The sequence below is a fragment of the Streptomyces sp. AHA2 genome (assembly GCF_036857595.1).
Lineage (GTDB): Bacteria > Actinomycetota > Actinomycetes > Streptomycetales > Streptomycetaceae > Streptomyces.
In genome coordinates, this window is the sequence record NZ_JAUQWJ010000022.1 from 19264 (window position 1) to 43674 (window position 24411).

Genomic DNA, 24411 nt, shown 5'->3' on the forward strand with positions numbered 1-24411 from the left:
CGGTCACCAGCCGCAACGATCACCAAGCACCTTCGGGCCACGTGACTTCTAGAAGAAGTGCTTGCGCCCACCGACCGCGCGACCGGTCGCACCCAGGATCCAGAGGATGGCGCCAACCAGAATGAGGATGCCACCGATCGTCGTCAGCAGACCCATGCCGACAAGCAGGCCGATAATCAGCAGAATAAGTCCGAGAATAATCATCTCAACCCCATCGTCAATTCCGGCTCAAGCGCGTGCGCGTTTGAGCTTCACAAGGGCCCAAGTTCGTCCCTTGGTTAGCAGATCCCGACCAACCTCGAAGGCCGGGGCCTCGGTACGATAGTCCTTGTGCCCGGCGATACGGAGTTCACGCACTCCTTCCAGACTTCGTCCGGTACTCCATCCGGGACACTGGGGAGCAGCGCCTTCGAGCAGGTCGGGTCCTCAGGTGCGAGGGCTTCTTCACCCTCGCCGGCCAGCACTGGGTGACGGGACTGTGACCGCGGGCCGGTCCGGTGGCTCGCCTCGAACCTTCCTCCGCTCGTGACACCACCAGCCCATATGCGCACGAAGTCGTCTTCATCGGCACCGAACCAACGCGCAGAGCCTCCACCGATCCCGGAGCGGTTAAGACGGCGTGGGCGAGGCGGTGTGGGGCCGGGGAGTCAGAAGGACACGTGGTCGGGGGTGATACGACGATGGCGCACCCGCAACTCGCCCCCGTCGAGCACCAGGAGGTCCTCGACAGCCGCACTGCCCCCCACGACCGCCGCCGGCTGCCAGGGCCGCACCTCCGTCACCAGCATGCCGTAACGGGCCTGCAGCTCGCCCCCGGGCAGCTCCGACACCTCCAGCGCGTCCTGCCAGTACCGGCGACGGACCGGCTCACCCCCCGTACGCCGCTCGTGCACGGCAAGCAGCGCGGCAGCGACCGCGGCACGCCCCCGCGCCCGGGGCCCGGCCGGCACACACGTCAGCACACCGTCCTCGGTGAACGTCGCCGCGTACTCACTCACACGCGATTCCCGCAGCAGCGCGCTCTGACGGGCATAGAACTGCTGCACCTGCGCGAAAAGCAGCGCACTCGTCCCCGACACAGCAGGCGCGCCCGGCACAGCCGCGCCAGGGGCGAGCGTGCCCAGGGTGGGTGTGCCCGGGGTGATGGAAGTGTCCGGCCCGGTGGTGGGTTCGCTGGTATGGGTCGTCATCGTCTTCGTCCCTCTTCCTCAGGCCAGATCATCCCGGGTGACGACGCGGTGGCGGGTACGCCACTTGCCACGCACCCGTACCAGAACGTCCTGCATCACACACACCCGCACCACCCGGGAGGTCCCACCCCGCGGGGTCAGGTACACGAGCGCGTAGCAGCAGGTGTTGAGCTCACCGGCGCGGCCCGGCTGGACGTCGAGCATGCCGACGAAGTGCCGCAGCCGCTCACCGCTGCGCTCCTGCTGCGCCCGATTGCGCCGCACCCCGGCAGCCAGCCCCGCCCGGCCCCGTACCGGAGCGTCCAACGTGGGCACTTCGAAGACGGCGTCCTCGGTGAAGGTCGCCGCCCAGCGGTCGGCCTCGTACGCGTCGAACAGCTGCATCTGATGTGCGTAGAACTGCTGCACCTGTCCGTACAGCCCGCCGAACTCGGGTTGCTCGGCGTCGTGTTGAAGGCGCGTCAAGGTGTCGGTGGTCATAGCAGCGACCCTCCGTTCCGTCGGATACCGCCACTGTCCCCCCAGCCGATCGAGCACTCTTCGAACCTTCCTCAAGCGACCCGGCACAGCGTGAAAGACCCACCCCGGCCCCCTCCAACCCTCACCACACGGCGCCCTCCGGCCCCCTCGCCCTCTCCCCCACCGTCAGGAGCAGACCATGGCGATCCTCACGCACACACCGACCCCGCACGGCGGCACCGACATCCTCCGCACCGCGACGAAGGGGCTGACGGCCTCCGCACCGGCCCGGACCGGCCGCCACCGGATTCTGGGCCGGGCCGGAGGATCCGACCTGCCACCGGAGCCGGCCGTGCGGCTCGCCCACGACCCGGCCGTGCGCGCCACGAACTTGACATCGACATCGTTTGTCGACCATCCCGGTTCGCCGGCCGCCGCCGAACCCGGTCGGTACGACGCGATCGAGGCGGTCGCGTGATGGTCCGTGACGGCAGGCCCCAGGCGGTCGTGGTGGGTGCCGGGCCCGCCGGTCTGAGCGTCGCCCACGAGCTGGCCCGCCGCGGTGTCACCGTGCGCCTGCTGGACGCCGCGCCCGCGCCGGCCGCCACCGGCCGGTCCGTGGCCGTCCACCCGCGCACACTGGAGACCTTCGCCCAGATGGGCGTCGTCGATCAGCTCCTGGCCCGCGGGTCAAAGACCACGGCCCTCACCCTGCACACCGGCACCAACCGTCCGGTGCGGCTGGAAGCGGACTACTCCTCCACGCCGACGTCCCACCCCTACACCCTGATCACCGGTCAGCAGGACGTCGAAGCGGTGCTACGGCTTGCAGTGGCCCGGCTGGGTGTGCAGACCGAGTGGGACACCGACTTGACCCGCGTGGAACAGGACGAACAGCGAGTCCTGCTGCATCTCCAGCGCCAAGGGCGCACCCAGGTGGTGGAGACGTCCTGGCTGATCGGCTGCGACGGCGGACCCGGCACCATGCCCGAACAACCGCACACGGACCAGACCGACCCGGTCAGCGAACACTGGGCGCTCGCCGGAACTCCCGCCAACGGCGACCTACCACCCGCCACCCTGTCCTGGGGGCACATCAGCGGCCAGACAGCGACAACTGCACCCGACCTGCCCGGCACCCGGCGCGATCACCCGCACACGCGACGCCGCCACCCCACACCCGTCACACACGGCGATCGGCCCGCACCCGCGGGAGCCTTCCCCACCGGATGGCACACGACCGGACGCCTGCAGCAGGGCCGGATCTTCATCACCGGCAACACCACCCAAGCCCACGCCACCGGCAACCCACAGGGCCTGAACGCCGGGGTCCAGGACGCCTACAACCTCGCCTGGAAACTCGCCCAGGTCATCGAGGGCCACGCCGCGCCCACCCTGCTGGACACCTACACCCACGAACGGCTGCTCCACACCCAGCATCAACCCCCCACAGCCACCCTCATGACCAAGGTGACACGCCGGCTGGCCCACACCGCGCTCACGACCACCCTGCGCGCCGCACGCCACCTGCGCCCGCTACGCGCAGCACTCACCCGCACGCTCCTCAGCAACCTGTCCGGACTGGCCACCGCCTACCCCGCCTCCCCCCTGACCACCCACAACACCTACCACTACATCTGCGCCATCGGCCCGGCCGTGGCAGCCGGCACCCTGCACGCCCCCCACCAGCACCCCCACCCCGGCGAACGCATCACCACCGCTCCCATCCACGCCCCCCACACACCCGCCTGCCTCGCCCTGCAGGCGGAGCTGCACGACACCCGCTGGACGCTGCTACTCGCCGCCGGCGGCACCGGTCCTGACGACGGGCCCCAAGGCGTCGCCATCAGTGCAGCTTTGCAGTACGGCCCATGGCTGTCCGTCAGGACTCTCACCACCACCCCCACCAGCACACCCCACCCACTGCTCGACCCCGACCGCCAACTCCGCACCGCCCTCGGACTCGCAGCCGGCGGCTGGCTCCTGATACGCCCCGACGGCTACCTCGCCGCACGGGGCAGTTCCCTCAGCCGCCCCGCGCTCAGACAGGCACTGGCTCCCCTCGACCCCACCACCCCTCTCCCCGACCGACCGCCGCACGAACCCCATGCCGCCCCTGCCGGTCGGCCCTGAGCGCGGTGCAGCCGGACGGATTCCCGCGCGGTGTCATCGGGCCGGCCGAACGACTCCGATGGTGAACGCGGCTTCCCCACGGCCGCCGCCCGCACGAGCACACCCGGCACCCGGCCACACGTGCGTCCGTAGGCCGCTTCTTCCCTCGTGGTCGTGGATCGGGCCCGGGCCCGGCAGGACAGCGGAGTGCCCTCCCACCGCAGCGTGGGGGCCGCAGTGGGAGGGCACGTCGCGGAGTCAGTGTCCGGCGACGACGCCCGACAGTTCGTTGGTGCTCTTCGGCAGGGTGACGGAGGTGATCTTCTTGCCCGTCTCCACGTCGATGGCGTGGAGCGCCTTCTTCCCGGGTTCGGAGACGTACGCGACGTGCCCGCGGACGAACAGGGTGGGCCGGGGCTGCTGCCAGTCCAGCGGCTCCTGCCACTTGCCCACGACGGGGATCTTCTTCTCGATCGTGCCGGTGTCCGGGTCGATGACGCGGACAGCGCCGTCGGTGCCGAGGACCAGGCCCTCGCCGTGCGGGCCGCGGCCCAGCGAGCGGAAGGAGTAACTCGTGCCCAGGTCGACCAGGCGCAGCTTCTTCTTCTCGGTGTCGATGAGGGAGATGCGGGTGGGCCGCTCCAACTCGGCGTCGGGGTCGGTCTTGTAGTCACCCAGCAGGATCGGCGAGGCGTCGCTGCCGGCCTGGTTGCCGATGCGGCCGTAGTCGTCGGGGGCGTCGATCTTGGTGAACTTGCCGTCCTGGTAGATCAGGATGCCGTCCTCGCAGCCGATGCCGACGGCTTCGTTCCTGGCGGCCGCCTCTCCGTGGACGCCGGGGCAGTTCTCGTTGCGGGCGATCTCCTTGTTGTTCTTGTCCAGCACCAGCGCGCCGGTGCGCTTCTCCTCCGTGCCCAGAGTGCTCACGAGCTTGCCGTCGGCCAGTTCGATGGCGACTCCGTGGTGCGGCTCGGCGGAGGTGTAGGTGCGGCCCCGGGGCTTTGTGCCGGTGCTCAGGGCGGTGGGGTCGAAGACGTTGACCTCTCCGGTGCCGTCGGTGAAGAGGACGGTCTTGCCGGCGTGACGGACTACGTGGCCGGGCTTGGCGCCCTTGTACTCGATGTCGGTGAGGGTCTGGCCGGTGGCGTCCAGGACACGGAACCCGCTGTCGGTGGAGACGACGACGTGGTCCTCGTCACCCGCGGGGTTGACCCGGTTGAAGCCGGGCAGGGCGATGGTCCTGGCCAGCTTCAGACTCTCGCCGTCGAGGATGTACAGGCCGCCGTCGAAGGTGGCGACCACCGGATCCTTGACCGTCACCGCGGGCGTGGCGCTCGCATTGCCGTCGGACTTGGTACCGGTGGAGGAGGAGCCCTCTCCGCCGCAGGCGGTCAGGACGGTGGAGACCGCCAGGGCCAGTGCCGTGCCCGTCAGCGCTCTGCCGCGTATCGACGTGTTCATCAGTGTGTTCCTTTCTGTACCGCGCGGTGGCGGCGTGGGGTACGACGTGCCGGCGCCCGAGGGCCGGTGTCCCGGAAGGCCCGGAGGGTCAGCCGGCGGTCAGACCGGTGACCATGGCGGTGGTGTTGGCGCGCATCATCCGCAGGTAGGTGTCGGCGCCCGCACCCTGGGCGGTAAGGGACTCCGAGTAGAGCTCGACGACACGAACCCCGCCGCCCATCTCCGTCCGCAGTACCTCGGCGAGCCGTGCGGGCTGGGAGGAGTCGGCGAAGACGGTGCGTACGCCCGCCCGCTCCATCGCCTCGGTGAGGGAGCGCAGGTCCGAGGAGCTGGGTGAGGCCAACGTGGTGCCGCTGGGGATGACCGCGCCGATCACCTTGAAGCCGAAGCGGTCGGCGAGGTAGCCGAAGACATGGTGGTTGGTGACGAGGGCCCGCCGGTCCTCGGGGACCCGGCCGAAGGACTTCTCCATCCAGGTGGTGAGGTCCGTCAGTCGCTTCGCGTAACGGTCGGCGTTGGTGCGTACGGCGTCGGCGTCGACGCCGTCGACGTTCTCGACGACCTGGTCGGCTATCAGGCCGGTGACCTTGCGCATCCGGTCGGGGTCGGTCCAGAAGTGCGGGTCGGGCTGCCCCCCGCCACCCTCGGGGCCGCCGTCGTCGGCGGTGTGGAAGGTGAGCGGGTCGGCCGCCTCCCCGGCTGCGAAGGTCGCGACCCCGGACTCGCGGGCGGCGTCCACGTGCCGCAGGACGTTCTCCTCGAGGCCCAGGCCGTTGTGGACGACCAGGTCGGCCTGTTCCAGCTCGGCCGCCTGCACCGCCGACAGAGCGAAGGAGTGCGGGTCGGCGTTGGGTTTCATCAGGACGGTGACGTCCGCCTCGTCGCCGACGATCTCCCGCGTGACGTCTCCGAGGATGTTGGTCGTGACGACGATGTCGGGCCGGCCGTCGCCGGTGGTGCAGGCGGTGGCGGCCGCGGCTGTCACGAGGGCGAGCAGGCCCGCGATCAGGTGGCGCAGGCGGGCGACGCCCACCCGCGCGCGCTGCTTCGCTTCGGCGCGGCTCATCGTCCCGTCTCCGCCATGAGGACGGGCTTGACGTCCAGGTCGAAGGAGCGCGCGATGCGCAGGCCGTCGTTGTAGTCGATCTCGAACACCTTCTTGCCTTCCGGGTCGTTGACGTAGGCGCGGCTGCGGTCGACCTCGATGACGGGGGCGTTGCCCTCGGCGGCGGCTCGCTTCCCGTCTGTCAGCAGCGACTTGGTGCGCGCGGTCTGCTTCCCGGTCGCGATGTCGTAGCCGTGCAGCGAGCCGTCGGCCTCCAGGACGAGCAAGGGGGAACCCTCTCCGGCTGTGTTGGCGGCGACGACCGGTCCGGTGTCCACCCGGGTCCAGGTCCGCTCGGTGACGTCGAGGACCCAGACGGCGTCTTCGGCCGCGGCGGTGAGGGTGTCGCTGCCGGGGCGGTGACGGAAGACGGTGGCCCGCTGCTTCGCCGGAACGTCCTTTCCGTACGGGATCTCGTCGACGGTGAAAGCACCGTTGTGAGCCCGGACGAGCAGGGCGCCGTCGGCGCAGCCGAGGACCACGCCGCGCCTGGTGACGGCGTCGCCTCGGGGCTCCTCACACGTCACGTCCGGTGCGGCGACGCGTCCTCCCTCGCGGTCGAGGACGACGAGTTCGGTCGTGTCGCCGTTTACCGCGATGGCGAGCAGGTGCTCCTCGTACGGGACCACGGCACCGGCGTACGTGCCCGGCAGCGTCCGCAACGGCGTGATCCGCCCCTTCTCCAGTTTGCTGCGGTCGTAGAGGAGGGCGCGCCCGTTCTCGCCGGTCACCGCGGTCACGGCGGCGTCGCTGCGCGCCTGGGCACGGCTGCCGGCGGGAAGCTCACCCACGTCCCGTGTCGCCGCGCTGTAGTAGTGGACGTGGTCACCGTGGTCCACCATCCAGGCGCCGCTGTCGACGACATGTGTGCCCCCGGGGCTGTGGAGGTAGCCGAACCTGCCGTCCGTCCACAACCGGACGGCGTTTCTCACCGGGGCCGTCCTGTGCACCTTGCCGGTGATGAGGTCGAGGACCCTGGTGCTGCCGCTGCCGGGGTCGTTCAGGAGCAGCCGGGACTGCTGCTCGGCGGCCTCCCGCGCTCCCTCGACGTACCCGTGCGGGGTGGCGGACGGGGCATTCGCGGCGGGCCCTGGTGCGCTGCTCCTGTCTGCCCCGCAACTGGTGGTGAGGAGGGCGGTGAGCACCAGTGCGGCCGCTGCCCACGGAGTGGCGTTGCTGCGGACGGTCATGACGATCGTCTCCGGCTTCTTTCAGTTGACTTCGGGTACAGGGGCCGGGGCGTGGGCGTGGCGCGTACGGCGGTCACGCAGGCCGGACAGCACGTGGGAGAGGAAGAACAGACTCACCGCAAGGGCCGAAACCGTCGCTCCGGCGGCCGTGTGCAGATGCCAGGACAACAGCAGGCCGCCGAACGTGGCCGAGGCCCCGAGCAGGGCGGCGAGCGCCATGACTCCGCGCACGGAGCGGGCCCAGGGCAGAGCGGCCGCCGGTGGGGCGATGAGCAGTCCGAGGACCAGCAGCGTCCCGACGATGTGGAACGAGGCGACGATCGCCAGGCCGAGCAGGCCGAGCAGCACCGCGTGGGCCAGGCGCGGCCGCAGCCCCAGGGTGTGCGCCTTGCGCGAGTCGAACGCCAGGGCCAGGAAGGCACGGTGGCCGAGTGCCGACACCACCAGCGCGGCCAGCAGGGCCGCCGCGAGCACGAGGAGGTCCTGCTCCCGGACGGCGAGAACGTCACCGAAGAGGAAGCCGGTCAGGTCGACCGCGAAGGACTGCGAGCGCGACACGATGATCACGCCGAGCGAAAGCATGCCCACGAACAGCAGTCCGATGCCGGTGTCCTGCGACAGCCTCGGCGTACGGCCCAACGCGGTGACGCCGGCCGTCATGACGGCGGCACTGACCACGGCGCCCACCATCAGGTTCCCCCCGAGGAGCGCGGCCACCGCGACGCCCGGCAGCAGCCCGTGCGACATGGCGTCACCGAGGAAGGCCATCCCCCTCAGCACCACCCAGGTGCCCGCCAGCGCGCAGATGGCGGATACGAGCACCCCGCCCCACAGGGCGCGCTGCACAAAGGTCACCTCGAACGGGACCGTCAACCATTCCATGGCCAGGACATTACAATGAAAACCATGTTCATCACACCGCGCCCCTCATCCGTCCCCCATCTCGAGCGGACCGCCCGCATCCGCTTCTCGGATCTGCGCGCCGGCTATCCAGGACGCCCGGTGCTTCACCAAGTCGGCGGCGAGATACCCGAGTTGGCCACAACGGTGCTCGTCGGTCCGAACGGCAGCGGCAAGTCGACCCTGCTCGGAGTGCTCGCCGGTGTGATCAAGCCGACATCCGGTGACCTCTTGCGCACCGGCGACCGGCCGCCCGCCTTCGTGCCCCAGCGCGGAGCAGTCGGCGACACGCTGCCGCTCACCGTGCGGCAGGCCGTGGAGATGGGGCGCTGGGGCGAACGCGGCCCCTGGCGCCGGCTGACCCGCCGGGACCACGCGATCGTGGACGCGGCGCTCGACCGGCTCGGGATCGGCGACCTCGCCTCCCGGCAGCTGGGCACGCTCTCGGGCGGGCAGCGGCAACGCGCGCTCATCGCGCAGGCGTTGGCACAGGAGTCGGACCTCCTGCTCCTCGACGAGCCGACCACCGGCCTGGATCCCGAGGCGAGGGAACGCATCGGGGCACTGCTGACGGCGCTCGTCGCCGACGGCGTGACGGTCGTCCACGCCACGCACGACCTCGAGATGGCGCGCGCGGCGGACGCCTGCCTCCTCCTCCAGGACGGTCGCCTCGTCGGGCAGGGACGCCCGGAACAGGTCCTCACCACCTCGGCCCTGAGCCGGGTCTGGCAAACGCTCTGAGTACCTCCACCGGCCGAACGGACCCGACCCCCGCGACCGCCCGCAGGCCGTTCTTCTCCACGAACGGGACTCCCCTGTCGGCCCGGGATCAGCGCACGTCGAAGCCCCAGGGCGTCTCGGTCACCCGCCGTCACGCAGGTGCGGTGGGGAGGCCGCCGCGGTAGTGCCGCCGGGCGCGCCACATGCACGTCCGACCCTTCGCACGCAACGACACGCTTGCCGCACTGTCGATCACCATACCTATGACCGATATGTCATATTTACGTGGTCTACCTGTCCCCCTCCAGACGTACTGAGGCCTGCCCGCTATGCCTGATGGACAGTTCAACAAGGCGCACGTGGAGTCCCGCAGACCCCCTCGCGTCATCCTGCGCACGCGCGCGCTGGCGGCCTGCGCCACCGCGGCGGTCATGGCGTCGCTCATCGCCTGCTCCTCCACTGGCACGATCGACAGGGCACAGCCGACCGTCGCCCGCAGTGATGCACCCGTCGACGCCCTGGCGGGGCCACCGTCGACCGATCTCAGCGCAGCCCTCGCGCGGTCACTCGAGCCGGTGGTGACGGGCGTTCACGCCGAGTTGGCGGTGGCCGTCCTCGACTTGGACAGCGCTGATCCGCAGATCGGGTCTTACCACGGTGAGGCGTTGTTCATCACGGCGAGCATCAGCAAAGTGGACATCCTCGCGGCGTTGCTGCTCCGTGCCCAGGATCAGGGCCGTGACCTGACCGCCGCGGAGCGCCGGGCCGCTGAGGCGATGATCAAGGAGAGTGACAACGACGCGGCGGACCTGCTCTGGAGAGCAATCGGCAAGGGAGAAGGCCTCGACGCGGCGAACGAACGGCTGGGGCTCTCCTCGACCCATGGTGGCCCCGGCGTCCACTGGGGCCTCACCCGGACGACAGCGAAGGACCAGATCAGGCTGTTGCAGTCGATCTTCCATCGAGGTGCGGCGAACGCCGCCCGCACGCGTGAAGAGTTGGACACTCGATCCACGGCGTACATCCGGGAGCTGATGGGCGACGTCGCGGAAGGCCAGGACTGGGGAGTGTCGGCCGCGTCCCCGCGATGCTCACTCAAGAACGGCTGGCTGCAGCGCAGCGCAACGGGGCGGTGGGTCATCAACAGCATCGGGCAGGTCACGCTGCACGGGCACCGGTATGTGGTCTCGGCCCTCAGCAGCGGCAACGCGTCGAAGCGAGGCGGCATCGCGCTGATCGAGCGGGCGGTGAGAACGGCCATCGGCACAACCAGCGCCCGTGCCCGTCACGATCCCGCCGGCGCAGGCGCACTGAGACCACTGGAACTCGCCCAGGTCGCTGTTGACTTCACGCCGTGAGGCTCTCCTCCGGGAGCGTTCGTCGCGCGCCGTTCGGGTGCCGCGTGGCCGCGGTCGACGGCGCACGGCTCGTCACCGCCGAGCGGCGAATCAGGGGACGCCACCGCCGACCACCGGGGCGGGCGGGCGCTCAGGGAGGGCCTGCCCACCACACGGCGCCCAGCTACGTCATTCGGTATCCCGCTTCGGCAGGGACGAGTAGCCGCTGGGTCCCGGAGTGCGGCCCTCCGGCGGATAGTCGCAGTCGAGGCTGCTGATCTCGTAGTCGTTGCCTTCGTTCTGCTCCTGGTCGACGATCACCGCCGCGGTGCAGACGCGCCCGTGCTTGTCGGTGAAGGTGACGATCTCGCTGTAGTCCGTCGGAGTGCTGCATCCCGCGACCAGCAGCGCCACTGCTCCGGCAGTCACTGCTGCGCCCAGTCTGTACGGCCGCTTCATTCCCTGTCCCCCAACTCCGCTTCGCGGCAACCCTGTTACCGCGCTCACCAACGTAGCGTCCGGCCGACAGCGCCGTCACGGGGCGAGCGGGCGTGGACCGCTCACCCGGTTCCCCGTGCCCGGGCGGAGCCGAGGGCGAAGGGCTGCTCCCCCACCCCGGTCCTGCCCCTGTCGCCGATGGCGCCGTCGAGGGCCGGCGGATGGCGTGTCCCCCCTGCGGCCCGCGTCCGGCACGGGCTTCTCGCGGTGACGGACCGGAGCGGGCGATCGCTCAGGTCCGTCACCGACGCCCCGGCCTTCCGGCACCGTCACCGGGTCGGACCGGAGCGGGCCTCCTTCTTGCCTGCCCGGCTGATTCGGGCGACACCCGGTCAGCACCGTCGGATCTGCTGCTGCCACACGCTCGGATTGCCGGTGTCGAGGTACCAAATGCTGCACCGGTGGATGGCGGCGTCCGCGGGCGTCGCCAGCCCCAGCACAGCGATGGCGGTGGCCAGTGCGGTGACGAGCACGCCTGGGCGACGGAGTCGAGATGTCAGTGGGATTCACGTCCTCTCGGCTGACCGGCACCAGCTGTGTCCATCGGGTTCGCCAGGCTGGGCAGACGTGGGGCGAGCAGGTCCCTGACAGCTGTCAGGACGGCCGCACGCGACGCCGCGACGACACCCGATGGCCGGCGCACGGCCTCGGCGCCGGGCCGAGTGTCAGGTCCGGGCAGGCGGGTCCGGAGAGCGCAGCACGAGCAGGGTGATCTCGCTGGGGGCGAAGATACGGAACGGCGGGCCCCAGAAGCCGGTGCCTCGGCTTGTGTAGAGGACCGTGCGGGCGCCGTGCCGGCTGAGACCCGCGAGGACGGGCTGGTCGATGCGGACCAGGTGGTGGAAGGGCCAGATCTGGCCGCCGTGGGTATGGCCGGAGAGCTGGAGGTCGACGCCGGCGGCCGCCGCCCGGTCGATGAACTTGGGCTGGTGCGCCAGGAGAAGGACGGGCAGGTCGGGATCTGCGCCGTCCAGGGCTCCGGCCAGGTGGGCGCCGTGACCGGCCAAGCCGGAGGACTCGGCGGTGACGTCGTCCACGCCGGCCACCACGAGGGTGTCGCCGCCGCGTTCGAGCAGAACGTGGCGGTTGCGCAGCGGTTCCCAGCCCAGCTCGTCCATCAGGTCCACCCAGCCCTGGGCCTCGCTGTAGTACTCGTGATTGCCGGTGACGTAGACACGGGCGCCGGTCGCCCGCACGGTGGCGAGCGGTGAGGCCTGGGCGCGGCGGCGGTCTGCGGTGCCGTCGGCGATGTCGCCGGTGTGGCAGACCAGGTCGGCGTCGAGAGTGTTCACGGTGTCGCACACCCGGGCGGACCAGCGGGCGCGGTCGAGGGGGCCGTAGTGGGTGTCGGTGATGAGAACGACACGGACGCCGTCCAGCCCCGGCCCCAGACGCGGGAGTTGAACGTCGAGTCGGCGCACGCGAGGCACGCGGCGGGCCTCGGTGTACCCCCAGGCAAGCAGTACGGCGCTGACGCCGAGGACGGCCCAGGTGACGATGCGGGCCCGGTCCTGGCCCTCGCCGGCACCGATCACCGCGAGGACAGGCCGAAGCGCGACCCCGAGCAGGACGGACCAGGTGAACAGGACCCAGCTCACGCCCAGCAAGGTGTCACCGGCGATCGCCGCACGGTCGTCCTGGCGCCGGCCGTGGCCGCGCGTCATCGCGAGCGGCATGCCGACAAGGCCGAGTGCGAAGAGGCCGGTGCCTATGAGCGTGACGGGCACGGGCCAGTGCTGGCCGGTGTGCAGGAGTACCCAGCAGGGCACGACCCACAGCAGAACAGGCGCGATCATCGGGAGGTGGCGCAGCAGGTTGCGCAGCCTTCTCCGCCGAGTCGCCCGCGCTTCACCGTCGGCGGGTCGCATGTCGCTCGTCTCGGTCACGCTTTCCCTCACAGACCAGGCTGCCGTTCCGGGCACTGTATCCGGCCGCCCTCGGGCCGGCGGGACCGGCGTTCGATCCGATGCGTGCCATCCGGTCCGCCGGCCCGGTGCGCAAGCACGGACCGCGAGCACACGCGCGAGCCCGGCCCTCGAGCACGGCACCACCCCGCCATGGTGACGCAGCGGGTGCCGTCCAGCCGCGTTCGGGGCCTTCCTGCAGGACGAGGACGAGGCCGGTCACGGCGATCGGAGACAAGGGCGCCGACGGTGTCGAATCGATGGGCCGAGGTCTCGCGGGAGTCGGGAACCGACTGCAGCGTCATGGCCAGGGCCACGAGGCTCAGGACCATCGGCAGGGTGAACAGCCAGCGCCAGTCGGCGATGTCGACGAGGAGCGCGGCGAGGAACATGCCCAGGATGCCACCACCTCCGGCGACGCCGGTCCGCACGCCGATCGCCTTGCCGCGCTGCTCCTCGGGAGAGGTGGAAGTGATGACGGCCCGTGTGATCGGCATGATCGTCGCAGCGCCGATGCCGCTGACCACGCGCGCGGCGAGCATCACCCCCGTCGTCGGGGCCAGGGCGGCGACCACGGTGGCGATGCCGAAGACCGCCAGCCCGGCGACGAGCATGGGCTTGCGGCCCAGGCGGTCGCCCAGGGCGCCGAGCGGCAGCAGCAGCGCGGCCAGGGCAAGGGTGTAGATGTTGATGATCCACAGGACCGTGCCCTGAGAAGCGTCGAATTCCACGGCCATGTGGGTCTGTGCGACATTCAGCCCGGTCACCGAGGCGAGGACCGCCATCAGGGCGAGGGAGACGGTGATCAGGACCGAGCGCAGCTGACGCGCATCAGGGGCACTTCCGCCGTCGCCCGGCGTGGCCTGGACGGGCTGGTTCGTACTCATGGATTCCTCTCAGTCATGGGCATGCCGGGTCAGCGCCGAGCAGGACCGGTCTCCGGGTGAAGGAGGGTGAGCACGGCCCGGCGCCACATGCATCGAGGGCCGCAGTGGCCGGTGCCGCGTCGGATGGAGAGCGCGTTCTCGTTCGCTGGTCCCCAGCGGTGCGGACCATCTGCCCACGACGCTGGAACCGCCTTGCGATCCTGGCATACACTCTTGCTCATGACGCAAGACGATGGAGACCTGGACAGCCTCGTACGCAAACGCATCCGCGCCTTGCGGGTCGCACAGGGCTGGTCCCTGGAGGAGTTGGCCTCCCGCGCCCACCTCAGCCAGTCCTCGCTGAGTCGCATCGAGAACGGCCAACGCCGCCTCGCACTGGACCAGTTGGTCACCCTCGCCCGCGTCCTCGACACCACGCTGGATCAGCTCGTGGAGACAGCCACCGACGACGTCGTCACCAGTCCCACGATCGACGGCACCCACGGCCGAATGCGCTGGCCCGTCAAGGCCGACCCGGGGATGAGCGTGGTGCGCCAGCGCATGACCCAACCACCCCCCGACAACCCGGCGCGCATGCGCGCGCACCCGGGACGCGAATGGCTCGTCGTCCTGTCGGGCACGGCGACCCTCATGCTCGGCCACCGGCGCTTCCGCCTCGAGACCAACCAAGCCGCCGAGTTCCCCACGATGACGCCGCACGCGATCGGCGCCGAGGGCGGGCCGTGCGAGATCCTGGGCATCTTCGACCGCGACGCCCGCCGCGGTCACCAGAGCGACCGCGACGACGCCCAGGGCCCTCCCGCATGACGGCGCGGGCGGTACGACGGCCTCCGCAGCGGTGACCTCTTGCGCGTGGGGCAGCGCCTTCCACCATCATCTTGCGCGGATCGGGACACTGCGTGCTGCAGACGCATACCCCTCGTAGCGTGAAGGGCATGACCCACGCACACACGCACATCTCCCAGCACGGCGCCTCGCACGGTCACCGCCACGAGCACGGACCCGACGGCCAGGCGGACATCCTCGACCTGGACGCCGAAGTCCTCGCCGAGCACACCGCCGCCATCACCGCGTGGCTGCCGCTGAAGACCGACCCGCACGACATCGTGGATCTCGGCTGTGGCACGGGTGCGGGGACCTTCGCCCTCCTCGACCGCTTCCCCGACTCCCATGTCACCGCAGTCGACGCGTCCGCCGAACACCTTCAGCGCCTGCGGGCCAGGGCACGCCTCCTCGGTGTCCAGGAGCGCGTGCACACCGTGCAGGCCGACCTCGACGAAGCCGCCTGGCCCGACCTGGGTTCACCGGACCTGGTGTGGGCGTCGGCCTCGATGCACCACATGGCCCGCCCCGGTCGCACGCTGCGCACCGTCCACGACACGCTCGCGCCGGGCGGCATGTTCGCCGTCGTCGAACTGGCCGGCCATCCCCGCTTCCTGCCCCTCAACGCCCCTGCGGACCGGCCCGGCCTGGAGGAGCGCGTCCACGCCGCAGCCGACCGCCGCCAAGCCGAGCGCATGCCCCACCGCGGCGCCGACTGGGGCCCGATGCTGATCGCCGCCGGATTCACCATCGAGGGCGAACACACCCTCGCCGTGAACCTCGAAGGTTCTCGCAGCGAAGCGATCGGCCGCTACGCCACCGGCGTCCTGCAGCGCCTCCGCAGCGCCGTCGCCAGTGATCTCACCCCCGAGGACCTCACAGCACTCGAACGCCTCCTCGACACCAGCGGTCCGCACAGCATCCTGCGCCGCGACGACCTGACGGTACGCACCGAGCGCACCGTCTGGGCCGCCCGCCGCACATGACCACGGACGGCTACTCCGGCGGAACTCGTCTTCCGCCGGGCCGTTCAGCCGGACTCTGCGAGGCCCCGGGCATGCTCCGGGCACCTCACCCCGGCCGCATTGCCGGACCGTGGCACTGGTGGTCTCCTGGAAGGAGAGTGGGTTGCAACCCGGGCCGCGGCCACCTTCCGTGACACACCGTAACCACACGCAAGGTCCTCCGATGTTGCCCAACGACGCCAAACTGACCAGCGAACAACAGCAGGCCGTCGATGACGCGTCCTCCTACCTCGACCACGCGCTCGACGAAGCACGCACCCGCCTTGCCGCGGCCGGCGTGCGGTTCGACGACGGCCCCCTTCCCTTCTGCCTCGCCGACGGCTGTTCGTGCGAGGCCTGGGTCCCCAACACGCAGCCCTGGCGGCTCGAATGCGAGAACTGCCCGCACGGGTTCTCGCAGCACTACGTGTTCTGACGCGCACCCTCCCGGCCGCCAGCGTCGGACAAGTCGTCGCGATCACCTCGGCGATGCGTGCACCACCGGCAGAGGGCTCGCGTGCAGGACCGGCAAGGGCAGCGCGCGGAGGGTGGGCCGCCGGGTACTGACGCGTGGGCCTTCGGGCGCGCGGCATCGTGTTCTCCGCTCCGCGCGCCGACGATCACCTCGGCCGGAGAGAGTCCGGGCCCGCCTCGGCCGCCGCGGTCCTGCGGTACACGCTGGGGCTCAAGCCTTTGTGGCGTTTGAAGGCGGCGCTGAAGCCGAACGCGTCGGCGTAGCCGACGGACCTGGCGATCTGGGCGATGCTGCGGTCGGTGTCGGTCAGGAGGGTCGCGGCCTCGTCCAAGCGGCATTCGGTGAGGTAGGCGAGGGGCGGACGCCCCATCAGCTGGGTGAAGCGCTTGGCGAACAGTGCTCGGGAGACGCCGGACCGGGCGGCCAGGGAGGCCACCGTCCACGCTTGGGCCGGCCGGTCATGGAAGGACTGCAGGGCGGGAGCGAGGACCGGGTCGGCGAGGCCCCTGTACCAACTGGGTGCGTCGGCGCCCGCCTCGTCGAACCAGCTGCGCAGGGTACAGACCAGCGCCCAGTCGAGGAGCCGGTCCATCAACGCCTGTGAACCGGCCGTCTGCTGGGCGGCGTCGGCGGCGGCCGTCTCCAGCCACGCACAGACCTCGGCGTCCTCCTCCACCACCAGGACGGGCGGCAGCGCACGCAGGAGTCGCTCGTGCCGGTGGCCCGAGGCGCGGTAGGCGCCCACGATCAGCGCGGTCGCTTCCGCGGAGTCGGCGCCCCAGTGGATCCCGCCGAGTTCCTGCGCGGTGCACTCGGTGTCCGTGGTGAAGCAGGCGATCTCGTAGGCGGCGTGCGGGTTGTGCACGGTCGCGGGATGGTCCGCGAGGTGGAACGGCTCGGGGCCGCGCACGACGGCCGTGTCGCCGGCAGCCACAACGCGTTCGGTTCCGTCCGGCAGCAGCAGCGTGCCGCCGCCGCGCAGCACGCTGATCATCGTGAGCGGTGCCGCGTCGGCGAAGCGGATGGTCCAGGGCTGTGTCAGTACGGCATGGGTGACGACCGAGCCCTCGGCCCGGATGCCGCTCAGGAGCGAGCTCAGTGGATCCACGGAACCCACTTTAGACGATCTCCTATGTTCCGAAGCGCTTCTCCCATGGATCATCTATGACGCCGCGGATGTACTGGACTCGTCGAACTGACCGAGACCAGCCGGGAGACACCGTGACTCAACAGGACAACCATGCCGGGACAGCCCTCGTCGTCGTGGCACACCACCGTCCCGATTCCCTCACCGCGCACACGGCCCGCCGCGCCGCCGCCCGGCTCGAAGCCGCCGGCTACCGCGTCGACCTGCTCGACCTTCACGCCGAGGGGTTCGACCCGCGCATGAACCTGGCCGACCAGCCGGACTGGGGCAACCGGGAGAAGAGGTACTCGGACGAAGCGCACGCCCACATGCAGCGCGTCCTCGACGCCGATGCCATCGTCGCCGTCTTCCCGGTGTACTGGCAGAGCGTGCCCGCCCTCCTCAAGGGCTGGATCGACCGCGTGTGGAACTACGGGTTCGCCTACGGCCGCAGCAGGCCCCGCCTCGCCGGCAAGCGCATCCTGTGGCTGGGGCTGGCCGGCGCCACCGCCGACGATGCCGTCGTTGCGGGAATGCAGACCCTCCTCGAGGCCAACCTCAGCGAGGGCATCGCCTATTACTGCGGCTTCTCCCATTCCGCCGTCGGTCTGCTCACCGACGCCGAGGAGCGCCCGCAGCGTGTCGACTCCGACGGCAACCTCCTGATCGGTGAAGCGGTCGCCGGTGCTGAGCGAGCAGCGCAGTACGCCGATTTCGAGCGTCGTGCGCAGCAGTTCGTGGAGAAGTTCATCGCCGCGGAAGTCGTAGGGACCTGACCCGGGTCAGGTACGGGTGGGCGGGCGAGACCGCCGCTCGCTCCGGCCGGGCACAGGAACCCGGCCCAGATGCTGGGCCACGGCCGCCTCGATCTCCGCCGCTTCCACACCCTCCGCCGCCCAGGCCACGTACCCGTCGGGCCGTACCAGGACTGTCGTCCGGCGGTCGCCGGCCCAGCGTTCCACGGTCAGCCGGCGCCCATGGACACCAGGGCCCTGGTACGTCCCGGGCGTGATCAGCACGAACCGGCCACCGCGCAGCGCCTCGTAGAGCCGGCCGTCCCGCAGGGCGACGTCCGGGGCGCGGGTGCCGGTGAGGTGGTGGGCGCCGCGGGGGGCGGGGTAGGCGTAGCCGATCCCGGTGATCTGCCCCAGGGCCTTGCGCCGGACGGGCGGTGCCATGTCGACGAACGCGGAGACCAGCGTGCGAGCGGCGCGTAGCAGCGGATTCCGCGCGCGGGCCAGCCGGACCAGTCCACCGCTGCTGCGCAGCACCGCCCTGCCGACCGGGTGCCGTTCGGCCTCGTAGCTGTCGAGGAGCCCTTCCGGCGCCCGGCCCTGGATGGTCGCGGCGAGCTTCCAGCTCAGGTTGGCCGCGTCCTGCAGACCGGTGTTCATGCCCTGCCCGCCGGCCGGTGAGTGGATGTGCGCGGCGTCTCCGGCGAGGAAGACCCGCCCGACCCGGTAGTGCGGTGCCTGGCGCTCGTCGCTGTGGAACCGGGAGAGCCAGCGGGCGTCGTGCATGCCGTAGTCGGTGCCCAGGGCCCGGCAGGTGATTTCCTTGACCTCGGCGAGGTCGAGCGGGGTGTCGTCAGGGACTTCGTTGCGGCGGTTCCAGCCCATGACCCGGTACCAGCCGTCGCCGAAGGAGGCGATCATGGCGAAGGTGTCGCCGCGGCCGTCGACGGTGAGGACGTCCTCGGGCTCCTCGGCCAGCCGGACGTCGGCCAGGATCAGCGACTTGATGACGGAGACGCCGGGGAAGTCCAGGCCGATCGCCTCCCGCACGGCGCTCCGGTGGCCGTCGGCGCCGACGACGTAGGCCGCCCGGCGGGTGACGACCGTCCCGTCCGCACCGCGTACGTCCAGGTCGACGCCCTCGCCGTCCTGCCGCACTCCCACGACCTCGCTCTCGTACGCGAACTCCACTCCGGCCTCCCGGGCCCGCCGCTCCAGGAGCCGCTCGACCTCGTACTGCGGGGTGATGAGCAGGAACGGGAAGCGCGAGGGCAGCGTGCTCAGATCGAGGGAGAGACGGCGGAAGAGCCGCAGGCCGGTGATGGTGTCGCCGGTGGTGAGGAGTTCGTCGGCGAGGCCGCGGGCGTCCAGCTGTTCCAGAGTGCGGGCGTGTACCCCGAAGGCGCGGGAAAGGTTGCTGATCCGGCGCGGCCGTTTCTCGACGAGGGACACCGGCACGCCGGCTGCGGCGAGGTCACCGGCGAGGAGCAGACCGGTGGGGCCGGAGCCGACGACGATCACGGTGCGGTGAGTGGCGGTGCCGTTCATGTGGCCTCCTGTCGCCAACGCCTCATCTGCTTCCGCCGCCTGCCAACGGATGTTGGCCAACGCTTGTTGATGAAGGTAGCGAAACGTCGGGCATGATGTCAACGCTCGTTGGCCAACTGGCGTTGACGAACGCTTGTTGACCTACGCGTGTGGGCCTACGCTCGTTGACATGAAGGGCAGTGACAGCACCACGTCGACGGTTTCCAGCTCCTCCACCCCCCGCCGCCGCTCCGACGCCACCCGCAGCGCGATCCTCGCGGCCGCCCGTGAGCGCTTTGCGACCGACGGCTACGAGCGCGCCACCATCCGTGCCATCGCCAGGGACGCGAACATCGATCCGTCGATGGTGATGCGGTACTACGGCAACAAGGAGGGCCTCTTCGCGGCGGCCGTCGCCATCGACCTGCGGCTGCCCGACCTGAGCGGTGCAGACCGCCGGCAGGACGCGGGGCGGATCCTCGTCGAGCACTTCCTGGACACCTGGGAGGACAACGAGGTCCTCACCGCCCTGCTGCGGGTCGGCGCGGCCAACCAGGCCGGCGCCGAGCGCATGCAGGGCATCCTGCGGGACCAGCTGCTGCCGGTCACCCGGCAGGTGTGTCCCGACCCCGAGCAGATCCCGGCACGAGCCGCACTCATGGCGTCACAGCTCCTGGGGCTGGCGCTCACGCGATACGTGTTGCGGATGCCGCCGGCGATGGGGCTGGCACGGGCGGAGATCGTGGCATGGCTGGCACCGACGATCCAGCGGTACCTGACCGCGCCGAGCCCCTGACGGCGACCGCATACTCGCATCACTCGGGGGCTGCCCGTCGGCAGGGCGCCGGGAAGTTCCGAAACTCCCCGCGTGCGACAGCTCGCCTGCCTGTCCCCCTTGGCGAAGCCTCACGTGCCTGCTCCCCGTACGCGGCTGCTCGCCGGTTCGTCGCCCCGGCCGCGGGACTGTGGCGGGGAGCAGCCCGGGGCGCTCAGGATAGGGAGAAGCAGATGCATTCGACGGCCTTCCGGGACGGGAGTACGCCATGAGTGATCCGGTGATCGTGGGGGTGGACGGTTCCGCCCGCAGTCTCGAGGCCGTCGTCGTCGCTGCCCGTGAGGCGCACCTGCGTGCCGTGCCGCTGCGGATCGTGCACGCCTTGGGCCGCCGCACGGCGCACCCACCGTCCACCACCACCACCGCCCCCACCGGCACCACCGGCACCGGCACCGGCACCGGCACCGTGCAAGCCTCGGCCGGCCACGGACCGGCGCCGCCTACGCCGACGACGGTGGCTGACGCCGAGGAGCAGGCACATGCGGCAGCGCCCGGCGTAGAGGTCCTCCGGTCGGTGGTGCCCGGTGAGCCACGGCAGGTCCTGGAGCACGAGTCGCGCCACGCGGCTCTCACCGTGCTGGCGAGCCGGGGACACTCCCGCGTCACCGATCTGCTGCTGGGCTCGACCGCGGTGCATCTGGCCGGTCACAGCCACCGCCCACTGATAGTGGTACGCGGTCGCCCCGACCCTGCCGGTCCGGTCCTGCTGGCCGTGAACGGCACCCCGACCGAACAGGCAGCGGTCGGGTTCGCGTTCACCGAGGCCGCCCTGCGCAAGGCGTCCCTGCGGGCGGTTCACGTGTGGAACACCTGGAGCGAGCGGGCCTACGAAGGCCCCGGCGATCCGTTGAACGCCATGGTGACCGACATCGACCACCTTCGAGCGATCGAGGAGGAGCTCCTCGAAGAAGCCGTCGCGCCCTTGCAGCAGGCCTTCCCGCACGTCGCGGTCGAGCATCGCCTGGTCCGCGCCCGGACCCGGCCCGCTCTGATCGACGCCAGCCGAGAGGCACAGCTGGTCGTCGTCGATCCCGGACCGCACGGGGCAGTCGGCGGGCTGCTCCTTGGATCGGTCGGCCAGACCCTGCTGCACCACGCCCACTGTCCCGTCGCCCTCGTACGCGGCAGGCAATGACCGCCTTCCTCCCGCGCACTCCTCATGGCCGTGACAGACGCTCACCGTCGACCCGACGGCGCCTGATGGCCCGTCGGTTCGCTGCCGAGCCGCCCCCTTCCTCGTTCGAGCAGACCGCCGCCTGCTACGGCCCGGTGAAGCCGGGCCGGTACCGCTGCCGGCGCCATGAACCCGTAGAGCTGGCGCGCTGTCTTCCCCATGCCCATTTGGCTGCCGTGCGAGTCACCCCGGTGGGCCGACCGGGCCGGAGCCGGGCAGCGGACCGGACCGGCGGCGTGCCGACCTGTCCCGCAAGCCGGTGGCCCGGCGGGACCGGCCGTGGTCGAGCGCGGGCTCAACCGGCGGATGCCGGCCCCCGGCGCGGTGTCTGGGGTGACTTCGCGGCCTCGGCCTCCGCCTTGGCGTCGCTCACCGCGGCGGCGGCCTGCTTGCCGGCCTCGTCGGCCGCCGCGGCGGCGTCGAACGAAGCCGTCCAGCCCGCGTCCAGTTCCGGAGTCCGGCCCTCGCCCGCCCCGCCGTCCGTCCTGGCGCCCGCCGCTTCCTCCGGTGCGGCCGTGGCGCCGGGGGCGCCGGCCGACTGGTCACCGAATGCGCGCGTGACGGTCCGAACCGCCTCCGTCAGCTCCCCCGGTATCACCCAGAACGTGTTGTTGTCGCTGTTCGCCAGGTGCGGCAGCGTCTCCAGGTACTTGTAGGCCAGGATCTTCGGGTCGGCGTTGTTGCGGTGGACGGCCTGGAAGACGAGCTCCACCGCCTTCGCCTCACCGTCCGCCCGGAGGATCATGGCCTGCTGTGCGCCCTGTGCCTCGAGGATGTCCTTCTGCTTGGTGCCTTCCGCAGTGAGGATCTTGGCCTGCCGCTCCCCCTCGGCGTGCAGGATGGCCGCGCGCTTGTCGCGCTCGGCACGCATCTGCTTCTCCATCGCCTCCTTGATGGTGTGCGGTGGATCGATGGCCTTGATCTCCACGCGGTTGACCCGGATGCCCCACTTGCCGGTGGCATCGTCGAGGACGGCGCGCAGCCGGGAGTTGATCTCCTCCCGTGAGGTGAGCGTCTCCTCCAGGTCCATGCTGCCGATGACGTTGCGCAGTGTGGTCACGGTCAGCTGATCGATCGCCTGCAGGTAGTCGGCGACCTCGTAGGCCGCCGCCCGCGGGTCGGTGATCTGGTAGTAGAGCACGGTGTCGATGTTCACCACGAGGTTGTCCTCGGTGATCACCGGCCTGGGATCCGACGAGTAGACCTGCTCGCGCACGTCGAGTTTCGTGTTGATGCGGTCCGCCACCGGCACGACGAGGTTCAGGCCGGGTTGCAGCGTCCGGCGGTACCGGCCGAACCGCTCGATGTTGTAGCGGCGCGCCTGCGGGACGATCCGCACGGTGGAGGCCACGAGGAAGACGACCACGAGGGCCGCTACGAGCGCGAGGATGACAACAGCGTCCACGGTGCCTCCGTTGCTGTGTGCTCAGCCGGTTCACGGAAGGAGTTCACGGGGGTAGACGACGGCCGTGGCGCCTTCGATCTCCAGGACGTCCACCAGCGCTCCCACCGGGATCACCAGCGTTTCGTCGAAGGCACGGGCGGACCACTCCTCGCCGGACAGTTTGATCAGGCCACGCGTCGCGGTGACCTCCTGCACGACTTCGGCCCGCCTGCCGATCAGCGCGTCACTGCCCTCGTAGGTGAGGGGCTGTTCCATGTGCCGCAGCGCAATGGGACGGATGACCAGGAGACCGGCTGCTGCTGCCGCCCCGAGCGCCAGGAGCTGGCCGAACAGGCCGACGCCGACGCCGGCGACCACCGCGGCGACCAGAGCGGCCCCTGCCAGCAGTCCGAACACCAAGGTCAAGGTGAAGAACTCCGCGGCACCCAACGTCACGGCAGCGAGCAACCACAGGAACCACGGCATCGAATCCCCCTCCTACTGGGGCCTTCTCCTCCAAGCTACCGCTCAGGACGTGGGGTAGACAGACGTCGCGGCCGCGGCTCCCGAATCCGGGGACTTGCCCGCGTTCGGCGTCGGTCGGCGTGGTCCCCGCCGGTAGCTGCGCCCGCCGCTGTGCTCGCGGCGCTCGCCGAAAGTGATCGAGAAGCCGGTGGTCATGGGACCGGCACGGGGCGCATGACGACCTGGTGCCGCCCGGTGCCGCCCCCCTGCTGCTCCGCTGCGGGTCGGCCCCCCGCGCATGCGCGCGGGCGGTGCGCATGTGACGTCGACGTCAGGACCGGCGCTCTGTGCCGCGTGGACTCCGCGGCCGACCAGGCGATAGGCACCACAGACTGCCTCCGGGGCAATACCGGACCACCGACTTCCCGGTGCTGTCCGCAGGGACCCAACGCCGAGGGCGGACGGTGACGCCTGGGAGTTCACCGTCCGCACCGAGGCGGTGCATCGCGCGGCTGGGACCGAGCGCGGTTCACGGCGCTGCCCAGTCAGACGCCCACCGCGGACCTGCACTGCGCCACGAACGATCGCGCGCACACCGGTCCTCGACGTCCCCGGCCGGCCGGGGCTGTCCGGCAGAGGCCGCGCGGCTGATCCGTCGCCACGGAGCCGACCGTGGGGAACGGACGGGCCGGGCCGGCCCGAGCCGGGCCGGATGTCGACGGTCCGTACGGCACGACCGCCTGCGGTGCGGCCATGACGCGGGGTGGCACCCTGCACGCCGGAGACGGGCGCGGGGGCGGTCCCCGCTGAGCGGGACGAGCAGAGCGAGTGCTCCGGCGCCGACGAGCGCGGCCTTGGCGACGTTGCGAGTGGGCCATGCTGCCTTGCCCGGATGGGCATCGTGCCTCGCCTGAGTGGGCAGCGGTGCGTTCCCCAGAGGACGTGCGACCCGTGGCGCCGCCAACCCCGGGCGGGCGGGGCGACCGGACTTGCGGCGCGTACGTCCATCAGCCAAGGACCCGCCCTGGTCACGGGGGCGCGTGAGCCCGCCGAAGCGATCGCATGAGGCCGCCGTCGACGCGGAGTTCGCCCTTCCCGTTCC

23 protein-coding genes and 1 pseudogene are annotated in these 24411 nt (G+C 71.0%); 10 read left to right on the forward strand and 14 right to left on the reverse strand.

Annotation, left to right across the window (positions count from 1 at the left end):
* Nucleotides 1–48: 48 nt before the first annotated feature.
* The 3 genes from Q5694_RS29810 to Q5694_RS29820 all read right to left on the reverse strand — a co-directional run bounded on the left by Q5694_RS29810 (nucleotide 49) and on the right by Q5694_RS29820 (nucleotide 1670).
* Entirely contained in the window at nucleotides 49–204 is a 156-nt protein-coding gene (locus tag Q5694_RS29810) for a hypothetical protein (protein ID WP_010059700.1), read from the reverse strand.
* Nucleotides 205–647: 443 nt separating this feature from the next.
* Entirely contained in the window at nucleotides 648–1190 is a 543-nt protein-coding gene (locus Q5694_RS29815) for a nuclear transport factor 2 family protein (protein ID WP_333936565.1), read from the reverse strand.
* Between the two features lie 18 nt (nucleotides 1191–1208).
* Nucleotides 1209–1670 carry a nuclear transport factor 2 family protein gene (locus Q5694_RS29820; protein ID WP_333936566.1) on the reverse strand — a complete coding sequence of 154 codons (462 nt, stop codon included), beginning with the start codon at nucleotides 1668–1670 and terminating at the stop codon, nucleotides 1209–1211.
* Between the two features lie 178 nt (nucleotides 1671–1848).
* Here Q5694_RS29820 and Q5694_RS29825 point away from each other — a divergent pair, with 178 nt between their 5' ends.
* Both Q5694_RS29825 and Q5694_RS29830 read left to right on the forward strand, forming a co-directional pair.
* Complete coding sequence (locus Q5694_RS29825) at nucleotides 1849–2127, forward strand: hypothetical protein (RefSeq protein ID WP_333936567.1); 279 nt, start codon at nucleotides 1849–1851, stop codon at nucleotides 2125–2127.
* A complete protein-coding gene (locus tag Q5694_RS29830; protein ID WP_333936656.1) occupies nucleotides 2127–3782 on the forward strand; it encodes an FAD-dependent oxidoreductase in 1656 nt (551 codons plus the stop codon). The genes Q5694_RS29825 and Q5694_RS29830 overlap by 1 nt, the downstream gene beginning before the upstream one ends.
* 237 nt (nucleotides 3783–4019) lie before the next feature.
* Here Q5694_RS29830 and aztD read toward each other — a convergent pair whose 3' ends face one another.
* From aztD to aztB, 4 genes are all read right to left on the reverse strand, one after another.
* Nucleotides 4020–5222 (reverse strand): zinc metallochaperone AztD, encoded by a 1203-nt coding sequence (gene aztD / locus Q5694_RS29835; protein WP_333936568.1) that lies wholly within the window; start codon nucleotides 5220–5222, stop codon nucleotides 4020–4022.
* A gap of 88 nt (nucleotides 5223–5310) precedes the next feature.
* On the reverse strand, nucleotides 5311–6288 hold the full coding sequence (gene aztC, locus Q5694_RS29840) for a zinc ABC transporter substrate-binding protein AztC (protein ID WP_333936569.1): 978 nt from the start codon (nucleotides 6286–6288) through the stop codon (nucleotides 5311–5313).
* A complete protein-coding gene (locus tag Q5694_RS29845; protein ID WP_333936570.1) occupies nucleotides 6285–7517 on the reverse strand; it encodes a hypothetical protein in 1233 nt (410 codons plus the stop codon). The genes aztC and Q5694_RS29845 overlap by 4 nt, the downstream gene beginning before the upstream one ends.
* Before the next feature lie 21 nt (nucleotides 7518–7538).
* Entirely contained in the window at nucleotides 7539–8399 is an 861-nt protein-coding gene (aztB, locus tag Q5694_RS29850; RefSeq protein ID WP_333936572.1) for a zinc ABC transporter permease AztB, read from the reverse strand.
* A 15-nt stretch (nucleotides 8400–8414) separates the two neighbouring features.
* On the opposite strand from aztB, the gene aztA reads away from it, so the two are divergent.
* Together aztA and Q5694_RS29860 are read left to right on the forward strand one after the other, a co-directional pair.
* Nucleotides 8415–9158 (forward strand): zinc ABC transporter ATP-binding protein AztA, encoded by a 744-nt coding sequence (gene aztA, locus Q5694_RS29855; RefSeq protein WP_333936574.1) that lies wholly within the window; start codon nucleotides 8415–8417, stop codon nucleotides 9156–9158.
* Nucleotides 9159–9466: 308 nt separating this feature from the next.
* The gene (locus Q5694_RS29860) at nucleotides 9467–10495 is read left to right on the forward strand and encodes a serine hydrolase (protein ID WP_333936575.1); all 1029 of its coding nucleotides are present in this window, start codon (nucleotides 9467–9469) and stop codon (nucleotides 10493–10495) included.
* Nucleotides 10496–10663: 168 nt separating this feature from the next.
* Here the strand turns inward: Q5694_RS29860 and Q5694_RS29865 are convergent, their stop codons facing one another.
* From Q5694_RS29865 to Q5694_RS29875, 3 genes and pseudogenes are all read right to left on the reverse strand, one after another.
* On the reverse strand, nucleotides 10664–10903 hold the full coding sequence (locus Q5694_RS29865; protein WP_333936576.1) for a hypothetical protein: 240 nt from the start codon (nucleotides 10901–10903) through the stop codon (nucleotides 10664–10666).
* Nucleotides 10904–11637: 734 nt separating this feature from the next.
* A complete protein-coding gene (locus Q5694_RS29870) occupies nucleotides 11638–12858 on the reverse strand; it encodes a metallophosphoesterase (protein WP_333936577.1) in 1221 nt (406 codons plus the stop codon).
* 184 nt (nucleotides 12859–13042) lie between these two features.
* Nucleotides 13043–13763: pseudogene (locus Q5694_RS29875) on the reverse strand (MFS transporter); the annotation flags it as partial.
* A gap of 219 nt (nucleotides 13764–13982) precedes the next feature.
* Between Q5694_RS29875 and Q5694_RS29880 the strand changes: the two are divergent.
* From Q5694_RS29880 to Q5694_RS29890, 3 genes are all read left to right on the forward strand, one after another.
* Nucleotides 13983–14570, forward strand: coding sequence for a helix-turn-helix domain-containing protein (locus Q5694_RS29880; protein WP_333936578.1), 588 nt, complete (start codon nucleotides 13983–13985; stop codon nucleotides 14568–14570).
* A gap of 128 nt (nucleotides 14571–14698) precedes the next feature.
* Nucleotides 14699–15571: a class I SAM-dependent methyltransferase gene (locus Q5694_RS29885; protein ID WP_333936579.1), complete on the forward strand. Its 873-nt coding sequence runs from the start codon at nucleotides 14699–14701 to the stop codon at nucleotides 15569–15571.
* Nucleotides 15572–15773: 202 nt separating this feature from the next.
* The gene (locus Q5694_RS29890; protein WP_333936580.1) at nucleotides 15774–16025 is read left to right on the forward strand and encodes a hypothetical protein; all 252 of its coding nucleotides are present in this window, start codon (nucleotides 15774–15776) and stop codon (nucleotides 16023–16025) included.
* 184 nt (nucleotides 16026–16209) lie between these two features.
* Here Q5694_RS29890 and Q5694_RS29895 read toward each other — a convergent pair whose 3' ends face one another.
* A complete protein-coding gene (locus tag Q5694_RS29895) occupies nucleotides 16210–17172 on the reverse strand; it encodes an AraC family transcriptional regulator (RefSeq protein ID WP_443040966.1) in 963 nt (320 codons plus the stop codon).
* Nucleotides 17173–17228: 56 nt separating this feature from the next.
* On the opposite strand from Q5694_RS29895, the gene Q5694_RS29900 reads away from it, so the two are divergent.
* On the forward strand, nucleotides 17229–17966 hold the full coding sequence (locus tag Q5694_RS29900; RefSeq protein WP_443040967.1) for an NAD(P)H oxidoreductase: 738 nt from the start codon (nucleotides 17229–17231) through the stop codon (nucleotides 17964–17966).
* A gap of 6 nt (nucleotides 17967–17972) precedes the next feature.
* On the opposite strand, the gene Q5694_RS29905 is transcribed toward Q5694_RS29900, so the two are convergent.
* The gene (locus Q5694_RS29905; RefSeq protein ID WP_333936583.1) at nucleotides 17973–19472 is read right to left on the reverse strand and encodes an FAD-dependent monooxygenase; all 1500 of its coding nucleotides are present in this window, start codon (nucleotides 19470–19472) and stop codon (nucleotides 17973–17975) included.
* A 169-nt stretch (nucleotides 19473–19641) separates the two neighbouring features.
* Between Q5694_RS29905 and Q5694_RS29910 the strand changes: the two genes are divergently transcribed.
* Nucleotides 19642–20247 carry a TetR/AcrR family transcriptional regulator gene (locus Q5694_RS29910; RefSeq protein WP_333936584.1) on the forward strand — a complete coding sequence of 202 codons (606 nt, stop codon included), beginning with the start codon at nucleotides 19642–19644 and terminating at the stop codon, nucleotides 20245–20247.
* 247 nt (nucleotides 20248–20494) lie between these two features.
* The gene (locus tag Q5694_RS29915; RefSeq protein WP_333936585.1) at nucleotides 20495–21421 is read left to right on the forward strand and encodes a universal stress protein; all 927 of its coding nucleotides are present in this window, start codon (nucleotides 20495–20497) and stop codon (nucleotides 21419–21421) included.
* Nucleotides 21422–21755: 334 nt separating this feature from the next.
* Here Q5694_RS29915 and Q5694_RS29920 read toward each other — a convergent pair whose 3' ends face one another.
* Nucleotides 21756–22865 carry an SPFH domain-containing protein gene (locus Q5694_RS29920; RefSeq protein ID WP_333936586.1) on the reverse strand — a complete coding sequence of 370 codons (1110 nt, stop codon included), beginning with the start codon at nucleotides 22863–22865 and terminating at the stop codon, nucleotides 21756–21758.
* Nucleotides 22866–22895: 30 nt separating this feature from the next.
* Nucleotides 22896–23330 carry an NfeD family protein gene (locus Q5694_RS29925; protein WP_333936588.1) on the reverse strand — a complete coding sequence of 145 codons (435 nt, stop codon included), beginning with the start codon at nucleotides 23328–23330 and terminating at the stop codon, nucleotides 22896–22898.
* Nucleotides 23331–24411: the final 1081 nt, after the last annotated feature.

Coding starts and splice junctions, on each gene's coding strand:
- Q5694_RS29810 (WP_010059700.1), bottom strand. CDS start 204: ATGATTATTCTCGGACTTATTCTGCTGATTATCGGCCTGCTTGTCGGC.
- Q5694_RS29815 (WP_333936565.1), bottom strand. CDS start 1,190: ATGACGACCCATACCAGCGAACCCACCACCGGGCCGGACACTTCCATC.
- Q5694_RS29820 (WP_333936566.1), bottom strand. CDS start 1,670: ATGACCACCGACACCTTGACGCGCCTTCAACACGACGCCGAGCAACCC.
- Q5694_RS29825 (WP_333936567.1), top strand. CDS start 1,849: ATGGCGATCCTCACGCACACACCGACCCCGCACGGCGGCACCGACATC.
- Q5694_RS29830 (WP_333936656.1), top strand. CDS start 2,127: ATGGTCCGTGACGGCAGGCCCCAGGCGGTCGTGGTGGGTGCCGGGCCC.
- aztD (WP_333936568.1), bottom strand. CDS start 5,222: ATGAACACGTCGATACGCGGCAGAGCGCTGACGGGCACGGCACTGGCC.
- aztC (WP_333936569.1), bottom strand. CDS start 6,288: ATGAGCCGCGCCGAAGCGAAGCAGCGCGCGCGGGTGGGCGTCGCCCGC.
- Q5694_RS29845 (WP_333936570.1), bottom strand. CDS start 7,517: ATGACCGTCCGCAGCAACGCCACTCCGTGGGCAGCGGCCGCACTGGTG.
- aztB (WP_333936572.1), bottom strand. CDS start 8,399: ATGGAATGGTTGACGGTCCCGTTCGAGGTGACCTTTGTGCAGCGCGCC.
- aztA (WP_333936574.1), top strand. CDS start 8,415: ATGAAAACCATGTTCATCACACCGCGCCCCTCATCCGTCCCCCATCTC.
- Q5694_RS29860 (WP_333936575.1), top strand. CDS start 9,467: ATGCCTGATGGACAGTTCAACAAGGCGCACGTGGAGTCCCGCAGACCC.
- Q5694_RS29880 (WP_333936578.1), top strand. CDS start 13,983: ATGACGCAAGACGATGGAGACCTGGACAGCCTCGTACGCAAACGCATC.
- Q5694_RS29885 (WP_333936579.1), top strand. CDS start 14,699: ATGACCCACGCACACACGCACATCTCCCAGCACGGCGCCTCGCACGGT.
- Q5694_RS29890 (WP_333936580.1), top strand. CDS start 15,774: ATGTTGCCCAACGACGCCAAACTGACCAGCGAACAACAGCAGGCCGTC.
- Q5694_RS29900 (WP_443040967.1), top strand. CDS start 17,229: ATGACGCCGCGGATGTACTGGACTCGTCGAACTGACCGAGACCAGCCG.
- Q5694_RS29905 (WP_333936583.1), bottom strand. CDS start 19,472: ATGAACGGCACCGCCACTCACCGCACCGTGATCGTCGTCGGCTCCGGC.
- Q5694_RS29910 (WP_333936584.1), top strand. CDS start 19,642: ATGAAGGGCAGTGACAGCACCACGTCGACGGTTTCCAGCTCCTCCACC.
- Q5694_RS29915 (WP_333936585.1), top strand. CDS start 20,495: ATGAGTGATCCGGTGATCGTGGGGGTGGACGGTTCCGCCCGCAGTCTC.
- Q5694_RS29925 (WP_333936588.1), bottom strand. CDS start 23,330: ATGCCGTGGTTCCTGTGGTTGCTCGCTGCCGTGACGTTGGGTGCCGCG.